14 protein-coding genes and 2 tRNA genes are annotated in these 17,606 nt (G+C 71.5%); 4 read left to right on the top strand and 12 right to left on the bottom strand.

Annotated features, from left to right (window positions below):
* Positions 1-48: 48 nt before the first annotated feature.
* The 7 genes from ABIA35_RS16620 to ABIA35_RS16590 all read right to left on the bottom strand — a co-directional run bounded on the left by ABIA35_RS16620 (position 49) and on the right by ABIA35_RS16590 (position 6,486).
* Positions 49-1,308: a DUF1266 domain-containing protein gene (locus ABIA35_RS16620; RefSeq protein WP_370342435.1), complete on the bottom strand. Its 1,260-nt coding sequence runs from the start codon at positions 1,306-1,308 to the stop codon at positions 49-51.
* A gap of 114 nt (positions 1,309-1,422) precedes the next feature.
* Positions 1,423-1,495, bottom strand: a tRNA-Glu gene (locus ABIA35_RS16615).
* Between the two features lie 127 nt (positions 1,496-1,622).
* Positions 1,623-2,447 carry a hypothetical protein gene (locus tag ABIA35_RS16610; protein WP_370358439.1) on the bottom strand — a complete coding sequence of 275 codons (825 nt, stop codon included), beginning with the start codon at positions 2,445-2,447 and terminating at the stop codon, positions 1,623-1,625.
* A 157-nt stretch (positions 2,448-2,604) separates the two neighbouring features.
* A tRNA-Gln gene (locus ABIA35_RS16605) sits at positions 2,605-2,676 on the bottom strand.
* Between the two features lie 115 nt (positions 2,677-2,791).
* Positions 2,792-4,255, bottom strand: coding sequence for a glutamate--tRNA ligase (gene gltX, locus ABIA35_RS16600; protein ID WP_370358438.1), 1,464 nt, complete (start codon positions 4,253-4,255; stop codon positions 2,792-2,794).
* Between the two features lie 34 nt (positions 4,256-4,289).
* Positions 4,290-5,084, bottom strand: coding sequence for a fumarylacetoacetate hydrolase family protein (locus ABIA35_RS16595; RefSeq protein ID WP_370342431.1), 795 nt, complete (start codon positions 5,082-5,084; stop codon positions 4,290-4,292).
* Positions 5,085-5,325: 241 nt separating this feature from the next.
* Positions 5,326-6,486: a YeiH family protein gene (locus tag ABIA35_RS16590; RefSeq protein ID WP_370358437.1), complete on the bottom strand. Its 1,161-nt coding sequence runs from the start codon at positions 6,484-6,486 to the stop codon at positions 5,326-5,328.
* Between the two features lie 71 nt (positions 6,487-6,557).
* On the opposite strand from ABIA35_RS16590, the gene ABIA35_RS16585 reads away from it, so the two are divergent.
* Positions 6,558-7,457 (top strand): LysR family transcriptional regulator, encoded by a 900-nt coding sequence (locus ABIA35_RS16585; RefSeq protein ID WP_370358436.1) that lies wholly within the window; start codon positions 6,558-6,560, stop codon positions 7,455-7,457.
* Positions 7,458-7,488: 31 nt separating this feature from the next.
* Here ABIA35_RS16585 and trxA read toward each other — a convergent pair whose 3' ends face one another.
* Genes trxA through ABIA35_RS16570 form a run of 3 tightly spaced genes read right to left on the bottom strand, consistent with a single transcriptional unit; the run spans position 7,489 to position 9,402 of the window.
* Positions 7,489-7,881: a thioredoxin gene (gene trxA, locus ABIA35_RS16580; protein ID WP_370342426.1), complete on the bottom strand. Its 393-nt coding sequence runs from the start codon at positions 7,879-7,881 to the stop codon at positions 7,489-7,491.
* Between the two features lie 48 nt (positions 7,882-7,929).
* Positions 7,930-8,259, bottom strand: a complete 330-nt coding sequence (locus ABIA35_RS16575; protein WP_370342425.1) for a nucleotide pyrophosphohydrolase — start codon at positions 8,257-8,259, stop codon at positions 7,930-7,932.
* Between the two features lie 45 nt (positions 8,260-8,304).
* Positions 8,305-9,402 (bottom strand): LacI family DNA-binding transcriptional regulator, encoded by a 1,098-nt coding sequence (locus ABIA35_RS16570; protein WP_370342424.1) that lies wholly within the window; start codon positions 9,400-9,402, stop codon positions 8,305-8,307.
* A gap of 63 nt (positions 9,403-9,465) precedes the next feature.
* Here ABIA35_RS16570 and ABIA35_RS16565 point away from each other — a divergent pair, with 63 nt between their 5' ends.
* Both ABIA35_RS16565 and ABIA35_RS16560 read left to right on the top strand, forming a co-directional pair.
* Positions 9,466-13,839 carry a glycoside hydrolase family 38 C-terminal domain-containing protein gene (locus ABIA35_RS16565; RefSeq protein WP_370358435.1) on the top strand — a complete coding sequence of 1,458 codons (4,374 nt, stop codon included), beginning with the start codon at positions 9,466-9,468 and terminating at the stop codon, positions 13,837-13,839.
* The gene (locus ABIA35_RS16560) at positions 13,836-14,660 is read left to right on the top strand and encodes a peptidylprolyl isomerase (protein ID WP_370358434.1); all 825 of its coding nucleotides are present in this window, start codon (positions 13,836-13,838) and stop codon (positions 14,658-14,660) included. Before ABIA35_RS16565 ends, ABIA35_RS16560 begins: the two co-directional genes overlap by 4 nt.
* A 3-nt stretch (positions 14,661-14,663) precedes the next feature.
* Here ABIA35_RS16560 and ABIA35_RS16555 read toward each other — a convergent pair whose 3' ends face one another.
* Positions 14,664-15,440 carry a DUF2127 domain-containing protein gene (locus ABIA35_RS16555; protein WP_370358433.1) on the bottom strand — a complete coding sequence of 259 codons (777 nt, stop codon included), beginning with the start codon at positions 15,438-15,440 and terminating at the stop codon, positions 14,664-14,666.
* A 59-nt stretch (positions 15,441-15,499) separates the two neighbouring features.
* Positions 15,500-16,156 (bottom strand): TetR family transcriptional regulator, encoded by a 657-nt coding sequence (locus ABIA35_RS16550; RefSeq protein ID WP_370342417.1) that lies wholly within the window; start codon positions 16,154-16,156, stop codon positions 15,500-15,502.
* A 68-nt stretch (positions 16,157-16,224) separates the two neighbouring features.
* Here ABIA35_RS16550 and ABIA35_RS16545 point away from each other — a divergent pair, with 68 nt between their 5' ends.
* The gene (locus tag ABIA35_RS16545; protein WP_370358432.1) at positions 16,225-17,595 is read left to right on the top strand and encodes a GH1 family beta-glucosidase; all 1,371 of its coding nucleotides are present in this window, start codon (positions 16,225-16,227) and stop codon (positions 17,593-17,595) included.
* The last annotated feature ends 11 nt before the right edge of the window (positions 17,596-17,606 follow it).

The following is a 17,606-nucleotide window of genomic DNA, read 5'->3' as shown; positions in this document are numbered from 1 at the left end:
GGAATCAGGGGGTCGGGCCGCCGTCGGGCATCCCGCGCGTCCCCGCCCTCAGCGCAGCGACAGGGTCAGGAACGGGCTGGCGGGATCCTGCGCGAGCGCGCGGTGGATCTGCAGTGTGTCCCGGTAGGTGTTCTCCGGATTGCCCTGGCGCCCCATCTTGATCACCCGGCCGAGGATGTACGCCGCCGACAGCTGCCCCCAGTCGGCGTAGGCGCGGGCGCACAGGCCGCCGGCGTGGCGCACGATCTGCTCGGCGGTGGTGCGGTCGCAGAAGCCGCATGCCAGGCCCCAGCGAGCCATGTTCACGCAGCGGCCCCAGTCCCAGGCGGCCTGGGTGGTCACGATGACGTCGGGCCTGATGACGTTGTCCCTGCGCATCCAGGTCTCGCAGCGGACCACCCACTGCGCGATGTCGAGCATCTCCTGCCGCAGGCGCTCCGGGGCCCCGCGGTCGCGGCACCAGGCCTCGACGCCCTCGGTGAGAGCGCGGGTGTCGTGGGCCGGGTCGCCGCTGGGCTGCGCGCCGGCGCCGCGTTCGGCGCGGATGCCCAGGACCAGGTCCACCGGCTGCGGATTCTCGGTGTCCAGGAGTGAGTCCACCTGGTTCTGCCACTGCACCGGGCCCTCGATGCCCCACCACTCGCGCAGCGAGTCGAGCTGGTCGTGGTAGTTCAGGTAGGGGTGGCCCATCGAGTTCCACGGCACGGCGTTGCTCGCCGCCAGGTGCGCCCCGCACGCCAGCGCGCGGGGCAGCTCGCCCTGCGTCGGCTCGTTGTAGACGGTGCGCACCGTGCCGTGCAGCTGGTTCCAGCTGCCGACCAAGTGCGGGTTCTTCTTCATCCACTGCGCGGCCTTGCCGACGTTGAACTCGCGCTCCTCCGGCGTCCCCGGATTGATCACGAGCTGCATCGTCTGCCGCTGCTTGGCCAGCTCCTGGACCCACGCCGGGAACAGGTTCCGGTCGAAGTACACGCCCTCGGGCCGCTCGGCCGGCACCAGCGCCCGGGTGTACACCGGCAGGATCAGCCGCGCCCCGCGCCGGGTGGTGGCGTACTCCTGGCTGACCGTCAGGGCGGACTTCGAGGTCCCGCGGATCGCGTTGTTCAGCTGGCCGTAGACGGTGAGCTGGTTGAGCTTCACCACCGACCGGCGCAGGCTGAACTTCGAACCCTGATCCGGCTCGCGCCGCGGCACGTACACGTCCAGCCGCGCCAGCACGGCCAGATACGCGTCCGAATCGTCCGCGGCCCGGGCGGCGAGCAGCCCCTGGTCATCGGTCGAGGGCGCCGTCCAGTTGTCGGTCGTCACCTGAGTCCCCCCTGCGGTGCGTACTGAGACGCGTTGATGGCAGTCCGGGCCCCAATATGCCATCAAACATGCAGTAAGGGCTCTTACGAGATCGTAAGAGCCCTTGCCGTGAGGTAGCCCCGACGGGATTCGAACCCGCGCTACTGCCTTGAGAGGGCAGCGTGCTAGGCCGCTACACAACGGGGCCCCTAGCAGTACCGCCGCGCCTGAGGCGCCGGCAGCGGGACCTATCTTAGGCGATCGACGGGGTTCGCCCAAATCGCGGGCGGTGCCCCGGCCGCCGCCAAGCTGCCTGCTCGCCGCCTGCTCGCCGTCTACTCGCCGGCCGCGGCCGCGTCCGCGCGCACCAGCCGCACGAAGGCCCGGATGCCGCCGAGCAGCTCCCGCTGGTCGGTGAGGCCGTCCACGGCCTGGTCGAAGTGCCGGGTGACCGTCGCGACGTGCCGTTCGACCTCCTCGATGCGGGTCCGCAGGCCGGCCCGGTCGGCCTCCACGGCCTCGCGGGACAGGCGCACGTCCTCGCGCAGCCGGGCGTCGGCGGCGCGCAGGCCGTCGCGGACGTCGTCGAGCTCGCGGAAGGCGCGCTCCTGGCCCTCGTGCATCGTGAGGTGCATGGCCTCGAACTGCGCGGTCAGGCTTGCCAGCTGCGTGGTGAGCTCCAACACGTCGTCGCGCGGGTGCGTGGTCTCCTTCAGCAGGCTGGCTATGCGGGCCTTCACGTACGCCAGGTACGCCGCGGCCGGCCGGATCGCGCAGCTGAGCAGGTAGAAGGCGGCGACGTAGTAGCCCAGGACGTGCCCGGAGGCGTAGGTGATGCCGGCCACCGCCGCCGCCGTCACCGCGTGCCCGGCCAGCGCCAGCCGCAGCAGCCGCCGCTCCCAGCGCCGGACCTCGGCCTCGCGCCCCTCCGGCACCGTGATCCCGCGCTCGCGGGAGACCCCGATCTCGTGCCGGACCCGCCGCGCCTTGAAGTACAGGTTCCACGGCACCGTCGTGATGATCAGGAGCCAGTACAGGCTGACCGCGCCGAGTCCGACCGTCAACATCGTCCGCCCGGGGACGTGCATGAAGTGCGCCACCAGCGCCACCAGGCCGGCGAGGAACGCCAGGCCCCAGAACGTCTCCCATTGCTTCTTCATGCCTCAAGGATGGCGGTGGAGCGGGCATCGGCGGGAGAGTGCGAGTACTCAATTACTCGTGAGTAGCAAGTGTCGTGGGGGCGAAGCAGTCGTGGGGCAACGCAGCCGTGAGGGCAAAGCAAAAGAGCGGATCCGTTGGGGATCCGCTCTCGCAAGGCTGGGGTACCAGGACTCGAACCTAGAACAACTGAACCAGAATCAGCCGTGTTGCCAATTACACCATACCCCAACGTCCACCCGGCCTTGATCTTGCCGTGCGGCGTTGCGTCGATAACTATACGGGAGGCCCGCCCTTAGGCCAAAACGTCTTTAGAGCAGACCTCCCGCTACAGCTCAGCGCCGCCTTACGCGCTCAGTGCGGCGGCCAGCCGGCGCAGTGTCCGCTCGCGCCCCAGCAGCTCGATCGACTCGAACAGCGGCGGCGAGATGCGGCGGCCGGTCACGGCTACCCGGACCGGGGTGAACGCGTTCTTCGGCTTCAGCCCGAGGCCCTCGATCAGGCTCTCGCGCAGCGCGGCGTCGATGGCGGCGGTCGTCCACTCCGGGAGCGCCTCCAGGGCCTTGGCAGCGGCCTGGAGGACCGGCTTGGCGTCCTCGCCGAGGGACTTGGCGGCGTCCGCCGGGTCCACGGTGAAGGCGTGCTCGGGCACGAACAGGAACCCGATCATGTCCACCGACTCGCGCAGGACCACCATCCGCTCCTGGATCAGCGGCACCGCGGCGGCCAGCGTCGCGGACTGCTCCGGGCTCGGCGGGTCGGAAAGGAGGCCCTGTTCGGCCAGGAACGGCACGATGCGGCGGGCCAGGTCCTCCGGTGCCAGTGCGCGCACGTGGTCGCCGTTGATGGCCTGGCACTTCTTCAGGTCGAAGCGCGCGGCGTTGGCGTTGATGCGGGTGCCGTCGAACGCCGCGTACATCTCGGCGGGGGAGAAGAACTCCTTGTCCCCGCCCGGCGACCAGCCCAGCAGAGCCAGGTAGTTCAGCAGGCCCTCGGGCAGGTAGCCCTCCTTCACGTAGAAGGAGAACGAGGCCTCCGGGTCCCGCTTCGACAGCTTCTTGTTGCCCTCGCCCATGACGTAGGGCAGGTGCCCGAACACCGGCACGGTCTCCGACAGCCCCAGCTCGATCAGCGCGGCGTGCAGCGGCAGCTGGCGCGGGGTGCTGGAGAGCAGGTCCTCGCCGCGCAGCACGTGCGTGATCCGCATCAGGGCGTCGTCGACCGGGTTGACCAGCGTGTACAGCGGCGAGCCGTCGGCGCGGACCAGGACGTAGTCCGGGACGTTCGCGGTGTCGAAGGAGATCTCGCCGCGGACCAGGTCGTTCCAGGTCAGCGTGCCCTCCGGCATGCGGAAGCGCAGCACGCTGGTGCGGCCGGCGGCCTCGTGCGCCGCGATCTGCTCCGGGGTGAGGTTGCGGCAGGTGCCGGCGTAGCCCGGGGCGCGCTTCTCGGCCTTGGCCTTGGCGTTGGCCGCGTCCAGCTCCTCCTGCGTGCAGTAGCAGCGGTAGGCGTGGCCGCCGTCGAGGAGCTTGCCGGCGATGTCGGCGTAGATGTCCATGCGCTCGGACTGCCGGTAGGGGCCGTACTCGCCGCCGACCTCCGGGCCCTCGTCCCACTCGAAGCCCATCCAGCGCATGGTCGCCAGGAGCGCGTTGTAGGACTCCTCGGTGTTGCGCGCGGCGTCGGTGTCCTCGATGCGGAAGACGAAGGTGCCGCCGTAGTGCCGCGCGAAGGCGTAGTTGAACAGCGCCGAGCGGACCATGCCGACGTGCGGGTCGCCGGTGGGCGACGGGGGGAAGCGGACGCGCACAGGCTTGTCCGTATTGGGAACGGTTGTTGCGATATCAGTCACGAGCCACCACCCGGTTCGTCAAGTTGCCAATGCCTTCGATGCCGACCGTCACCTGCTGCCCCACCGCGAACGGCCCGACCCCGGCCGGGGTCCCGGTGAGGATCACGTCGCCGGGCAGCAGGGTCATCGCCTCGGAGACGTAGGAGACCAGGTCGGCGACCGACCGGGTCATCTGCGCGGTGCGCCCGGCCTGTCGCAGCTCGCCGTCCACCGTGCAGGTGATCGCCAGGTCCGCCGGGTCCAGCTCGGTCTCGATCCACGGGCCCAGCGGGCAGAACGTGTCGAAACCCTTGGCCCGGCCCCACTGCTTCTCCGCACGCTGCAGGTCGCGCGCGGTCACGTCGTTGCCGCAGGTGTAGCCCAGCACCACCTCGGGCACCCTGGCCTGCGGCACCTGCCGGCACAACCGCCCGATCACCACGGCCAGCTCCGCCTCGTGCTGCACGTCGAAGGAAACGCCGAGCGGGTACTGGATGGGGTCGGAGGGGCCGATCACGGAGGTGGACGGCTTGAGGAACACCACGGCCGGGTCGTCCTTGCCGGGGGCCTCGTTGCCGAGCTCAGCGGCGTGCTCGGCGTAGTTGCGCCCGATGCCGATCACCTTCGACGGGAGCACCGGTGCGAGCAGCCGCACCCGCGACAGGGGCCAGCGCCGTTGGGTGACCTGGACCGGACCGAACGGGTGGCCCAGGATCTCGGCCACCTCCAGGGACTCGGGCTGCTCGCCCTCGCCCTCCACGAGCCCGAACTTCACCTCGTCGTCGATGGAGAATCTAGCGATGCGCATCCTGCGATTTTAGGGGGTGCGCGGATTGGTGGCCGGTCTGGCGAGGCGGCAGCGCCGCCATAGCGCACGGAAAACTCGTCGGGAACGAGGCTGGGCGTGCCGGATGGCCGCCCTCGACCCGGTGTTGGTCGTGGGCGGCCAGCTTGCCGTAAGCGCAGCGCACGGCAAGGCACCGGTGCGGCCAGGCTCGGAGCTCCGGCGATTTTCCGCCCGGCCACCGATCCGCGCGCCCTCTTAGTGGTCAGGAAGTGAGCCGAACTCCGATATAGGCCGCTGACGCGATCAGGGCCCACGAAGCCAGGCCCAAAGCGAGCGGCTTCGCGCCGGTCCGGGCCAGCTCACGGAGTCGGACGCCGGTCCCCAGGCCGAACATGCCGCCGGCCAGGAGGAGGTCCTGGAGCTGCTTGGCCGCGCCGAGGGTGGAGGCCGGGAGGGCGCCGGCGGTGCGGATCGCGATCATCGCCAGGAAGCCGGCGACGAAGAGGGGGACGATCGGGGGGTGTTTGGCGGAACTGCTCGGGTGGTCGGTCGCCGCGGCGGCAACGCCGGCGGCCGGGGCCTGGTCCACATGGCCCGCGCTGCCTGAGCTGCCTGAGCTGCCGGCGCCGACTCCGGCGAGCACCTTGCTGCGCACGCTCGTCGTCACCGGCGCTGCGACCGCTTCATCGGGCTGGGCCCCCGCCGCCCGCCGCCGCCAAGCCACCGCCGTCCCGGCCACCATCGGCGCCAGCATCGCCACCCGCATCAGCTTCACCACGACCGCGGCGTTCACCGCCGTCGCCCCGCCGGAGCTCGACGCCGCGACCACCTGCCCCACGTCGTGCACCGAGGCTCCCACCCAGTGCCCGAACACCGCCGGGTCGTGCAGGCCCAGCGGTCCGCGCAGCAGCGGCAGCACCAGGATCGCCAGCGACCCGCACAGTGTGACCAGGGCGACCGCCAGCACCGGGTCCGGGTCGTCCTCGGACTCCCCGGGCCGCCGGGTCACGCCCTCCATCGCCGCCACGGCGCTGGCGCCGCAGATCGCGAAGCCGGTCGCGATCAGGAGCGGCTGCCGGCCGGGCAGGCCCATGCGGCGGCCCAGCCATTGCGTGCCGAAGAACGTCGCGAAGACGACAGCGACCACCAGCACCAGCATCTGCCAGCCCAGTTTGAGGACGTCCCCGAGCGCCAGTTGCAGCCCCAGCAGCACGATCCCGAGCCGCATCACCCGCTTCGCGGCGATCTGCAGCCCGGGCCGCGCCGCCGTCATCACCGAGGCCGGCAGCAGGTTCGCCGCCAGGACCCCCAGGACCACCGCGGCGGTCAGCGGCGACAGCGCGGGCCACATCCGGTTCGCGAACCAGGCGGCCACCACTGCCCCGGCCGTCAGCGCCAGGCCCGGAATCGGACTTTTCCCCATGTCAGCAAGCCTGGTCGCCCCCGGGCGGGCCCGGTAGCCGGCGATCGCCGAAGACCTCATAGGCTGTGTCTATGACCAGACTCCCGGATCTGGACGCGCTCCAGCTGCTGGTGGCCGTCGCCGACACCGGCTCGCTCGGCAAGGCGGCCGCGCGTATCGGCATCAGCCAGCCCTCGGCCTCGGCGCGGATGGCCACCCTGGAGCGCCGGCTCGGCCTCAAGCTGCTGGAGCGCACCACCTCCGGCTCCCGGCTGACCGGCGACGGCGCCATGGTCACCGACTGGGCCCGCCGGGTCCTGGAGCAGGCCGAGGCGCTGGTGGAGGGGGCCGAGGCGCTGCGCACCCACGCCGACGAGCGGCTGGCCGTGGCCGCGAGCCTGACCATCGCCGAGCACCTGGTCCCCAAATGGCTCATCGAGCTGCGCCAGCTCCGTCCGGCCACCCGGGTCGGGCTGACCGTGGAGAACTCCCACCAGGTGGTCGCGGCGCTGCGGGCCGGCCAGGTGGAGATGGGGTTCGTGGAGGGGCCTTGGGTCCCGCGCGACCTGCACTCGGCGGTCGTCGGGCGGGACCGCCTGGTCGTGGTGGTGGCCCCGGCGCATCCATGGGCGCGGCGCAAGGAACCGCTGACGGCCGGCCAGCTCGCCGCCGAACCGCTGCTGCTGCGCGAACCGGGATCCGGGACGCGCGAGGTGCTGGAGGCGGCGCTCGCCGCCCACGACGGCCCGGCGGTGCCGCTGATCGAGCTGGGGGCCACGGCCCCGTTGCGCTCGGCGGCCCTGGCCGGGAGCGGGCCGGCGGTCCTCAGCGTGCTGGCGGTCGCCGAGGACGTCGCCGCCGGCCGGCTCGTCGAGGTGCCGCTCGCCGATGATGTCGCGCTGCGCCGGACGCTGCGCGCGGTGTGGCCGCGGGGCCGGGAGCTGAGCGAGGCGGCCGGGTGGCTGGTTCAGGTGGCGCGGGGCCGGGCCTGATCTCTTAAGTTCTCAAGGGGGACGCCGAGGCTTACGCCTGGTTGTCAGCACCCTCATGTCCGCCGTTCTGGTGCGCCGCGATCTGCTTGCGCACCTCTTCCATGTCCAGCTCGCGCGCCTGGCCGATCAGGTCCACGAGCGGGGCCTCGGGCAGCGCGCCGGGCTGGCCGTAGACCATCACGCCGTCCCGGAAGATCATCAGCGTCGGGATGGAGCGGATGTCGAACGCGCCCGCGAGCTCCGGCTGGTCCTCGGTGTCCACCTTGGCGAAGGTGATGTCCGGGTTGGCCTCCGACACCTTGTCGTAGATCGGGGCGAACTGCTTGCACGGCCCGCACCACTCCGCCCAGAAGTCGACCAGGACGATCCCGTCCGAGGTGACCGCCTGCTCGAATGTGTCCTTGGTCAGTTCCACAGTGCTCATGCGCACCACCCTACGCGTGGACTGTCCAGAGTGCCCGTTTCTGCGCTTCTACCTCGGCGGGACCGGGAAACGACCCTCGTTGCGCTCGATTTTCTCTGCCAGCGCCCGCAGAACATCCACCCCGCAGGCCCCAGCCAGCTGCAGCAGATACGCCAGGACGTCGGCGATCTCGTCGCGGACCCGGAAGGCTTTGTCAGGGTCCGACATCACCTCCGTCGATTCCTCCGGCGTGAGCCACTGGAAGATCTCCGCGAGCTCCGAAGCCTCGACTGACAAAGCCATCGCGAGGTTCTTCGGGGTGTGAAACGGCTGCCATTCCCGGGCCTCGGCGAAGTCGATCAGCCGTTGTTGCAGCGCCGCGATGTCGAGATCACTCATGCCGACCTCTCTATCACTTACCGGCTATCACCTACCGGCTGTCACTCACCGCCCCGGCTTCGCCGTGCTCTCCCGCACCGTCAGCCGCGGCGTCGCCGCCTTTATGTCCCCGACCGTCCCGGGCTCCTCCACGATCCGCAGCAGTGCCTCGGCGACCTGCACGCCCAAGGCGTGCGTGTCCCGCGACAGCGCCGTGATCGCCGGGTGCACCACGCGGGTCAGCACCGAGTCGTCGAACGACACGATCGACAGCTCGGCCGGCACCCGCACCCCCATCTCGGTCGCCACCCCGAGCCCGGCGACCGCCATCAGGTCGCTGTCGTACACGATCGCGGTCGGCGCGTCGGTCTGCGAGAGCAGGCGCCGGGTCACCGCCGCGCCCTCGCTGTCGCTGAAGTCCGTGGGCACCGACTGGGTGTCGGCCAGGCCCAGCTGTCCGGCGGCGTCCTTCAGGGCCCTGATGCGCCGCTGGGTGTGCTGGAAGGCCGGGGTGCCGGCGACGTGCGCGATCCGGGTGTGGCCCAGGGCCGCCAGGTAGCGCACCGTCTCCAGCATCGCCTCCCGGTCGTCGGCCCAGACCGTCGGCAGGTCGCCGTGCTTGCCGTGGCCGCCGAGCACCACGGCCGGCACGCCGAGCGCCTCCACGGCGGCGATCCGCGGGTCCTTGGTCTGCGGGTCCACGATCAGCAGGCCGTCCACCCGCTGCTCCCCGGCCCAGCGCCGGTAGACGGCGAGCTCGGCGTCGGTGTCGTCGACGACCTGGAGCAGCAGCGCCACTGACCGTGCGGAAAGGACTGACTGCATACCGTAGATGAGCTGAGCGTAGAACGGTTCGGCGCCGAGGGTCCGGGTGGGGCGCGCGAGGACCAGGCCGACCGCGCCGGCCGGCGCCCCGCCGAGGGCCCGCGCGGCGCTGTGCGGATGCCAGTTCATCCGTTCGGCGGCTTGGAGGATCCGTGCGCGGGTAGCCTCACTGACGCCGGGGCGTCCGTTGAGCGCGAAGGAGACCGCGCTCGGCGACACTCCGACCTCGCGGGCGATGTCGGCGATGGTGAGCCGGTTCTTGCCTTTTCCGACAACCGCCGCCCGTCCGGAACCCGCGGTGGCACCAGGCTTGTTGACACCGCTGCCAGAGGTGGGCATTAATGACTCCCAGCTGCTTTAGCGCTTTAGTGGCTCGTTCGGGTGGGGATTCAAGGAGGGGCCGTGGCCGTCCAGATCAAGTCCGCGGACTCGATGGAGCTGTTCGTCGGAACCGATAGGGAACCGCGTCAAGTCCTCCGGGTCGTGGTCCAGCGGGCCGTCACCGACGGTGCGGTGACTGTATCGCTTCTCTCCATGAAGGTGCGAGCAGCCTGCGATATCTCCCCCGGAGACGGCGAGATCGTGATCGATCTGGCCATGGAGATGGACGCCGATGTGCGGGCCGGCGAAGTCCTGGCCGCGGAGCTCCGGCTGCTCGGCGCGGACGGCCAGACCCGCGCTGAGCAGCCGGTCACCATCACCGTGGCCGAGCCCGGCTGGACGATGTACCTGGTGTCGCACTTCCACTACGACCCCGTCTGGTGGAACACGCAAGCCGGCTACACCCAGACCTGGGAACTGCAGGGCAACGACGGCACCACGCGCCCGGTCTGGGAGAACAACGCGTTCCATCTCGTCAAAGCGCACCTCGATCTCGCCGCCGCCGACCCCGACTACACCTTCGTGCTGGCCGAGGTCGACTACCTGAAGCCGTTCTGGGACGTGTACCCGCAGTATCGCGCGCTTCTGCGCGAACTGATATCCACCGGCCGGGTGGAAGTGATGGGCGGCACCTACAACGAGCCCAACACCAACCTCACCGGCCTGGAGACCACGATCCGCAACCTGGTCTACGGCATCGGCTACCAGCGCGACATCATGGGCGCCGACCCCCAGACCGCCTGGCAGCTGGACGTCTTCGGCCACGACCCGCAGTTCCCCGGCCTGGTCGCCGACGCCGGCCTGAGCTCCACGTCCTGGGCACGCGGCCCCTACCACCAGTGGGGCCCGATGCTGACGAAGTTCGACGGCGTCCAGGGCGACGTGAAGAACATGCAGTTCCCCGCCGAGTTCGAGTGGATCTCGCCGTCCGGGCAGGGCGTGGTCACCCACTACATGCCGAACCACTACTCGGCCGGCTGGTGGATGGACTCCTCGGCGACGCTGGAGGAGGCCGAGGAGAAGGTCTACGACCTGTTCCTCGGGCTCAAGCAGGCCGCCGCCACCCGCAACACTTTGCTGCCGGTCGGCACCGACTACACCCCGCCGAACAAGTGGGTCACCGCGATCCACCGCGACTGGAACGCGCGTTACGTCTGGCCGCGCTTCGTCACCGGCCTGCCGCGCGACTTCTTCGCCGCGGTGCACGCCGAACTCGCCGAACGCGGCGTGCGGCCCAGCCCGCAGACCCGCGACATGAACCCGGTCTACACCGGCAAGGACGTGTCGTACATCGACACCAAGCAGGCCCAGCGCGCCGCCGAGACCGCGGCCGCCGACGCCGAGAAGCTGGCGACGTTCGCCTCGCTGCTGGGCTACGGCCGCTACCCGAGCGCCGCGCTGGACAAGGTGTGGCGGCAGCTGGCCTACGGCGCGCACCACGACGCCATCACCGGCTCGGAGTCCGACCAGGTCTACATCGACCTGGTGACCGGCTGGCGCGAGGCGCACGACCTGGCCGCCGAGGCCCGCGACGCGGCGCTGGAGGCGATCTTCCGGAACGTCGAGACCTACGGCGGCGCGGGCAACGGCGCCATCGGGGTGTTCAACACCCTGGCCTTCGAGCGGACCGACGTGGTGCGGGCGACGGTGCGGCTGCCCGAGAGCGGCGAGTTCGACGGCCTGCGGCTGACGGACGAGGCCGGGGACCCGGTGCCGTTCGTCGTCGAGGCGAAGGACGGGACGCGGGTCGACATCGCCTTCGTGGCCGCCGGGGTTCCCGGGATGGGCTGGCGGAGTTGGTACGTCGAGTTCACAACGAGCGCGGAAAGCCTTGCCCGGCACCAGAACCTTGTCTGGCAAGAGATCGGCGAAACCCCGGGCTCGCTGGCCAACGAGCACTTCGAGATCACGCTCGACCCGGCGCGCGGCGGCGGCCTGACCGGCATCGTCGAGCTGGCGACCGGCCGTCAGCTGCTCAAGCCCGGCGGGATCGGCAACGAGCTGCGCGTCAGCGAGGAGTACCCGCAGCATCCCGAGTTCGGTGAGGGCCCCTGGCACCTCGTGCCCAACGGCACCGTCACCGGATCGGCCGCCGCGGCCGCCACGTCCGTGCGCGCCGAGGAGTCGCCGCTGGGCCGGCGGTACGTCGTCACCGGGACCGTCGGCGACGTCGCGTACGAGCAGCGCATCACCCTCTGGCACGGACTGGACCGCATCGACTTCCGCACGCGCGTTCTGGACTTCACCGGCGCCGATCGGCTGCTGCGGGTCACGTTCCCGTGCGACGTCCCGGGTGCGCGCCCGGTCTCGGAGGTCGCCGGGGCCGTCATCGGCCGCGGCTTCGCGCTGCCGGAATCCGACGTGGCGGTGGCGCCCTGGACGCTGGACAACCCGGCGAACACCTTCTTCGCCCTGGGCAGCACCGCGACCCTGAACCTGCGCGACCTGGATGACACCGGCCTCGGCCGGGTCGCGATCTCGGTCGCCGAAGTCGTGGCCGACGACCTGGACCGGCACGCCGATCCGGTGCGCGACCTGGTGGTGGCGCTGGCCCGGGTCGGCGTCACCGCGACCACCACGAGCCCCGAGGGCGCGCGCTACGGCTGGCTGCACGTCGACTCCAACCTGCCGGACGTCCGGATCGTGATCGGCGGCCCGGACACCAACGCGCTGGCCGCCGAGGTCCTGGAGCGCTCCGGCCCCTCGGTGCGCCAGGAGTTCGACAGCCTGCTGAAAAACCGCGGCCGGATCTGCTTCTTCGTGCCGGCCGAGGTCCCGGTGGAGAAGGCGTGGGTGCCGAACGCCGACCTGCGGGACGCGCGCGCCCTGCCGGTCCTGATCATCGCCGGGGAGCAGCCGGAGGACACGGCGCAGCAGGTGCGCGAGGCCGCGGCGGCGTTCGCGGCCGACACGGTGCTGCCCGCCGTCACCGTCGACCCCGCCGACACGGCGCTGCTCGACGACCACACCGTCGGGCTGGTCAACAACGGCATCCCGGGCTTCGCCGTCGACCCCTCCGGCGCGCTGCACCTGTCGTTGATGCGCTCGTGCACCGGCTGGCCGTCGGGGGTCTGGCTCGACCCGCCGCTGCGGCGCGCGCCGGACGGCTCGGCGTTCCAGCTCCAGCACTGGACCCACGACTTCGACTACGCGCTGGTGAGCGGCGCGGGGGACTGGCGTGCGGCGGGGCTGGTCGCGTCCGGCGCGGCCTTCTCGGCCCCGATGCTGGCCCGGCAGGAGCCCGCGCACCGCGGCCCGCTGCCCGGCCGGCACGCGCTGCTGTCGGTCACGCCGGAGGGCGCCGCGCAGGTGACCGCGGTGAAGCCGGCCGGGAACCCGGAGTCGGTGGGCTCGGGGCTGGACGCGTCGCCGGAAATGGGCTTCATGGTGCGCCTGGTGGAGGCGGCGGGCACCGGCGAGACGGTCGCGCTGCGCAGCCCGCTCGGCGTGCTGTCCAGCGACCGCGCCGACCTGCTGGAGGAGTGCGGGCTGCGCTGCGACGTGCGGGCCGCGGGCTCGGTGCGGCTGGCCGGTTCGCAGATCTCGACGGCGATCATGGTGCCGCCGCAGGGCTCGGGCTCCTCGGCCTCCTCGCCGGTCCTCGGCCGCGCGACCGAGCCGGCGCAGCCGGTGTACTCGCGCTACTGGCTGCACAACCGGGGGCCGGCGCCGATGGGCTTCCTGCCGGTCTCGGTCGCCGCCACCCCGACGGTGCTCACCGGCGGCGGCGAGGTGTCGGTGGCCGTGGCGAGTCAGTACACGGACACGACGTTCGAGGGCATGCTGACCGTGCTGGCGCCCGAGGGCTGGCGCGTCGAGCCGGAGTCGCGCCCGGTGGCGCTGGAGCCCGGCGGGCACACGGTGTTCCCGCTGACGGTGGCGCCGTCGGAGGAAGCGGCCCCGGAGCCGGGGATGTACTTCGTCCGGGTGCGGCTGGCGGTGGCGGACTCGGTGGTCGAGGACGTCATCAGCGTCCTGATCGACGCCCCGGAGTACGCGCCGCCGGCGACCTCGCCGGAGACCGAGATCGAGCTCGGCGTCCAGACCCAGGGCACGAAGAGCGAGACGGCGCGCCCGACCGGCCTGGAGATCACCTCGATCACCCCGGGCCTGACACTGGCCCGCGGCACTCGCGGCACCCTGCGGGTCGGCCTGGCCAACACCACGCGCGGACTCATCGAGGGCGAGGCGATGCCGGTCAGCCCGTGGGGGACGTGGGACTTCATCGGGCCGTACGCGGCGGCGTTCAGCGTCGAGCCGGGCGCCGAGGGCTCGGTCGAGTTCGAGGTGGACGTCCCCGCCACGGCCGAGCCGGGCCACTGGTGGGCGCTGGTGAAGCTGATGTGGTTCGGCCGCGCGCAGTACACGGCGGCGGTTCCCGTGGTGGTGCAGTGACGCACTCCCACAGTCCGCAAGATCCGCACCCGCACCCGCACCCGCACCACAGCGACGCCGCCGAGGCGGCACGCGCACAACGCGAGGCGACGGTCATCGGCGCGGTCGCCGGTACTCCGATCCCGCGCGAGCGCTTGGACGCGCGGGTGCGGGAACTGCGCACCGGACGTCTCGCGGGGCGGCTGCCGGCGGTGGGGAGCAAGGAGGATCGGCAGTTCCTGCGATGGACGGCGCAGGTGCAGCTGACGGAGGAGCTGTGCCGAGTGGAGCTGGCGCGGCTCGGGCCGGAATCGGCGACCGACGCGGCACCCCGGCCGCTCACCCACGTCGAGTCGCTGCACCTCGGTTCCATCAACGCGGCGGCGTGGGCCAGGTCCGCGGCGATGTCAGCGCTCTACGACCTGGTCACCGACCCCACGCCCGCGGCAGCCCCGCAGACCGCCACCCGCACCTGGTACCGAGTCACCCATTCTGTCGCCGCGACCCCGCTGGAGGCGGCGACCGCCCCCGAGACCTCCCTGGGCTGGACGACCCTCGACGACCTCCCCGCGACCCTCGCCGCCGAACTCCGGGCCCGACCGTCCGGCACCCGCGTCGGCCCGGTGCGAACCGGCCTCGGCTGGCATTTCGCCACGGTCACGGCCACCGAGACGCGCCCCGACGAGCCGATGCCGCACGCCGAGCAAGACGCCTCCGACCCGGCCCGCCTCGCCGCTTTCAACCGGTGGCTTGATGAGCGCCGCAGTGCTCTGGTCACCAACGCGCCCGGCTTCGAGCATCCCGGTGATCCCGGGCAGCCGGACAACACCCACCGCCATTAGGAGTCAGTCCGTCGCGGCCCGCTCGACCTCCAGCAGCGAGGCCGCATGCCGCTCGGCCTCATAAGCCCGCTTCCCGCCGCGCACCCCGAACAGCCGCTTCGTCCACACCAGGTACAGCACCAGCGCCAGGTTCAGCGCGAAGGTCACCAGCTTCAGCGGGCTCACCTTGTGCGCCAGCTCGTACACCTCCAGGGGCAGGAAGATGCCCGTGGCCACGAACGCGAAGTACTCGCCCCATCGCTGGAGCAGCCACAGGCCCACGCCCTCGACCACCTCGACCGCCGCGTACAGGGCCAGGCCCATGACGATCCACACCAGCGTCGTCGGCCGCGCGTCCACCGCCTTCTGCAGGAGCTCCAGCGTCTTCGAGTTCTGCAGGTCGAAGCCGGCCCTGCCGAACACCTGCCGCACCACCGGAGCCGCCTGGTCGAAGGCCTGCCGCAGTTCGTCCTGGCGCCCCGCGAACCGGTGCACCACGTAAGCCGCCGCCCCGAACAGCAGCGCCCGTACCCACCGCTCCACCGCGAAGAACCGCAGCAGGACCGCGTCGCGCATCTCCGCCCCGCGCTTCACCAGCGGGGCGTCCTCGGCCGGGCCCGAAGGCGGCGTCTCGGCGGCCGGCACGAAATCCGCGCAGCGCAGGCACCGCCACGTCGCGCCCTCCGCCGACGATGCCGTCAACCGCGCCCGCAGCGCCGGCTCTGTCGGGGCGTACAGCACGTGTCCGCTGAAGGCGCAGCCGAGCAGGCTCCAGTCGAAGCGGTGCCGCTTGTCATCCATTCCGCCACGATACCGGGCGAAACGGATATAGCGACTCACACAGCCTGTCTCAGGCTCTCTCAGCCCACGTAGTAAGGGCCCAGATAGGCCACCAGCAGCTTCTTGCACTCCGCGATCAGCGTCGGGTCGCCCTCCGGATCGGTCCGGAACGCCAGCTGGAGTACCGCGTCCGCGGCCTCCATCGTCACCCGCAGGGCCAGCTCGATCTCCGAGGTGCCGGCGCGCGAGGAGTCCAGGAACGGTGTCAGCATCCGCAGCCGCTTGGCGACGGCCGTGTTGTTCTCGACGTTCTCGTCCAGGAGGTACAGGTCGCGCGGGTCCGCGTCCGACCACTCGCTGCCCGCCCCGAAGTCCAGGACGCCGAAGCCCGGCAGGGTCCGGCGCATGTCCACGAACTCGTCGATGGCGACGTCGACGACCTCCTCCACCGAGCGGGGGACGGCCTCGCCGTAGCGGCGTTCCAGGCGTCCCATGTAGTTCTCGAGGTTGCGGGCGGCCAAGGCGTGGACCAGGGCGCTCTTGTCGGCGAAGAACTGGTAGACGGTGCCGATCGGGACCTCGGCGCGCTTGGCGACCGCGGTGGTGGTCAGGCCGGCGAAGCCGACCTCGTCCAGCAGTTCGGCGCACACGTTGAGGATCCGCTCGTAGCGCTCGGCGCTGCGCCGCTGCATAGGGCGCCGGCGCAGTCCCGCTCCGCTCTCGGTCGTGGAGTCCATTCCCCTATTCTCCTCCGCCCGCTAACCTGAGGATGACTCATGTTAGTCCCTTCCGGAGGTGGCCCGCAGTGACCGTCCATGCCGTCCATGCCGTCCATGCCCCGCTCCCTTCGTTCCCCGCGTCCTTCTATTGGGGAACGTCCACCTCCGCCTATCAGATCGAGGGTGCCCCGGCCGAGGACGGGAAGGGCGTCTCGATCTGGGACACCTTCGTGCGCCGGCCCGACGCCGTGCGCGACGGCCAGACCGGCGACGTGGCCTGCGACCACTACCACCGCGTCGGCGAGGACGTGGCGCTGATGGCGGACCTGGGGGTCAACGCCTACCGCTTCTCGATCGCCTGGACCCGCGTCCAGCCCGACGGCTCCGGACCCGCCAACCCGGCCGGCCTGGCGTACTACGAACGGCTCGTGGACGCCTTGCTGGAAAAGGGGATCACCCCGTTCCCCACCCTCTTCCACTGGGACCTCCCGCAGGCCCTGGAGGACCGCGACGGCTGGCTGGCCCGCGACACCGCGCACCGCTTCGCCGACTACGCCGCGCTCGTGGCCGACCGCCTCGCCGACCGCGTCGAGCACTGGATCACGCTCAACGAGCCCTTCATCCACCTCGCGTACGGCTACGCCTTCGGCGTCCACGCCCCGGGCCGCACGCTGATGACCGAGGCCATCCCGGTCGCGCACCACCAGCTCCTGGCCCACGGCCTGGCGGTCGGGGCCCTGCGGTCGGCCGGCGCGGGCAAGGTGATGATCGCCAACAACTGCACCCCGGTCTGGTCCGCGAGCGACTCCGCGGAGGACAGGGCGGCCACAGAGGCCTACGACACGCTCCACAACCGCCTGTTCAACGACCCGATCCTGCTGGGCCGCTACCCGGACCTGTCGGCCTACGGCACCGGCCCGGACCTGGGCGGCGTGGTCCGCGACGGCGACCTCGCCACCATCGCCGCGCCCCTGGAGGGCCTCGGCGTCAACTACTACAACCCGACCCGCATCGCCGCCCCCGGCCCCGAGCACGGCCTGCCGTTCCAGGACGTGCCGATCGAAGGCTTCCCGCGCAGCGCGTTCGACTGGCCGGTCGTCCCCGACGGCCTGCGCGAACTCCTCGTGGGCCTGGCCGACCGCTACGGCGACGCCCTCCCGCCGGTCTACATCACCGAGAACGGCACCTCGGTCGACGACAAGGCCGTGGACGGCCGGGTCGCCGACCCCGAGCGCATCGCCTTCCTCGACGGCCACATCAGGGCCCTGTCCCAGGCGATGGCCGAGGGCGTCGACGTCCGCGGCTACCTGACCTGGACCCTGATGGACAACTTCGAGTGGGCCGAGGGCTTCCACCAGCGCTTCGGGCTGGTGCACGTCGACCACCGGACCCAGACGCGCACGCCGAAGGACTCGTACTACTGGCTGCGCGACCGGCTCGCGGAGCTGTCGTACTAGACCGGTCCCGT

This window comes from Catenulispora sp. MAP12-49 (assembly GCF_041262705.1).
GTDB lineage: Bacteria > Actinomycetota > Actinomycetes > Streptomycetales > Catenulisporaceae > Catenulispora.
The sequence above is the reverse complement of the archived record's forward strand: the minus strand, read 5'-3'. Positions and strand labels throughout refer to the sequence as shown.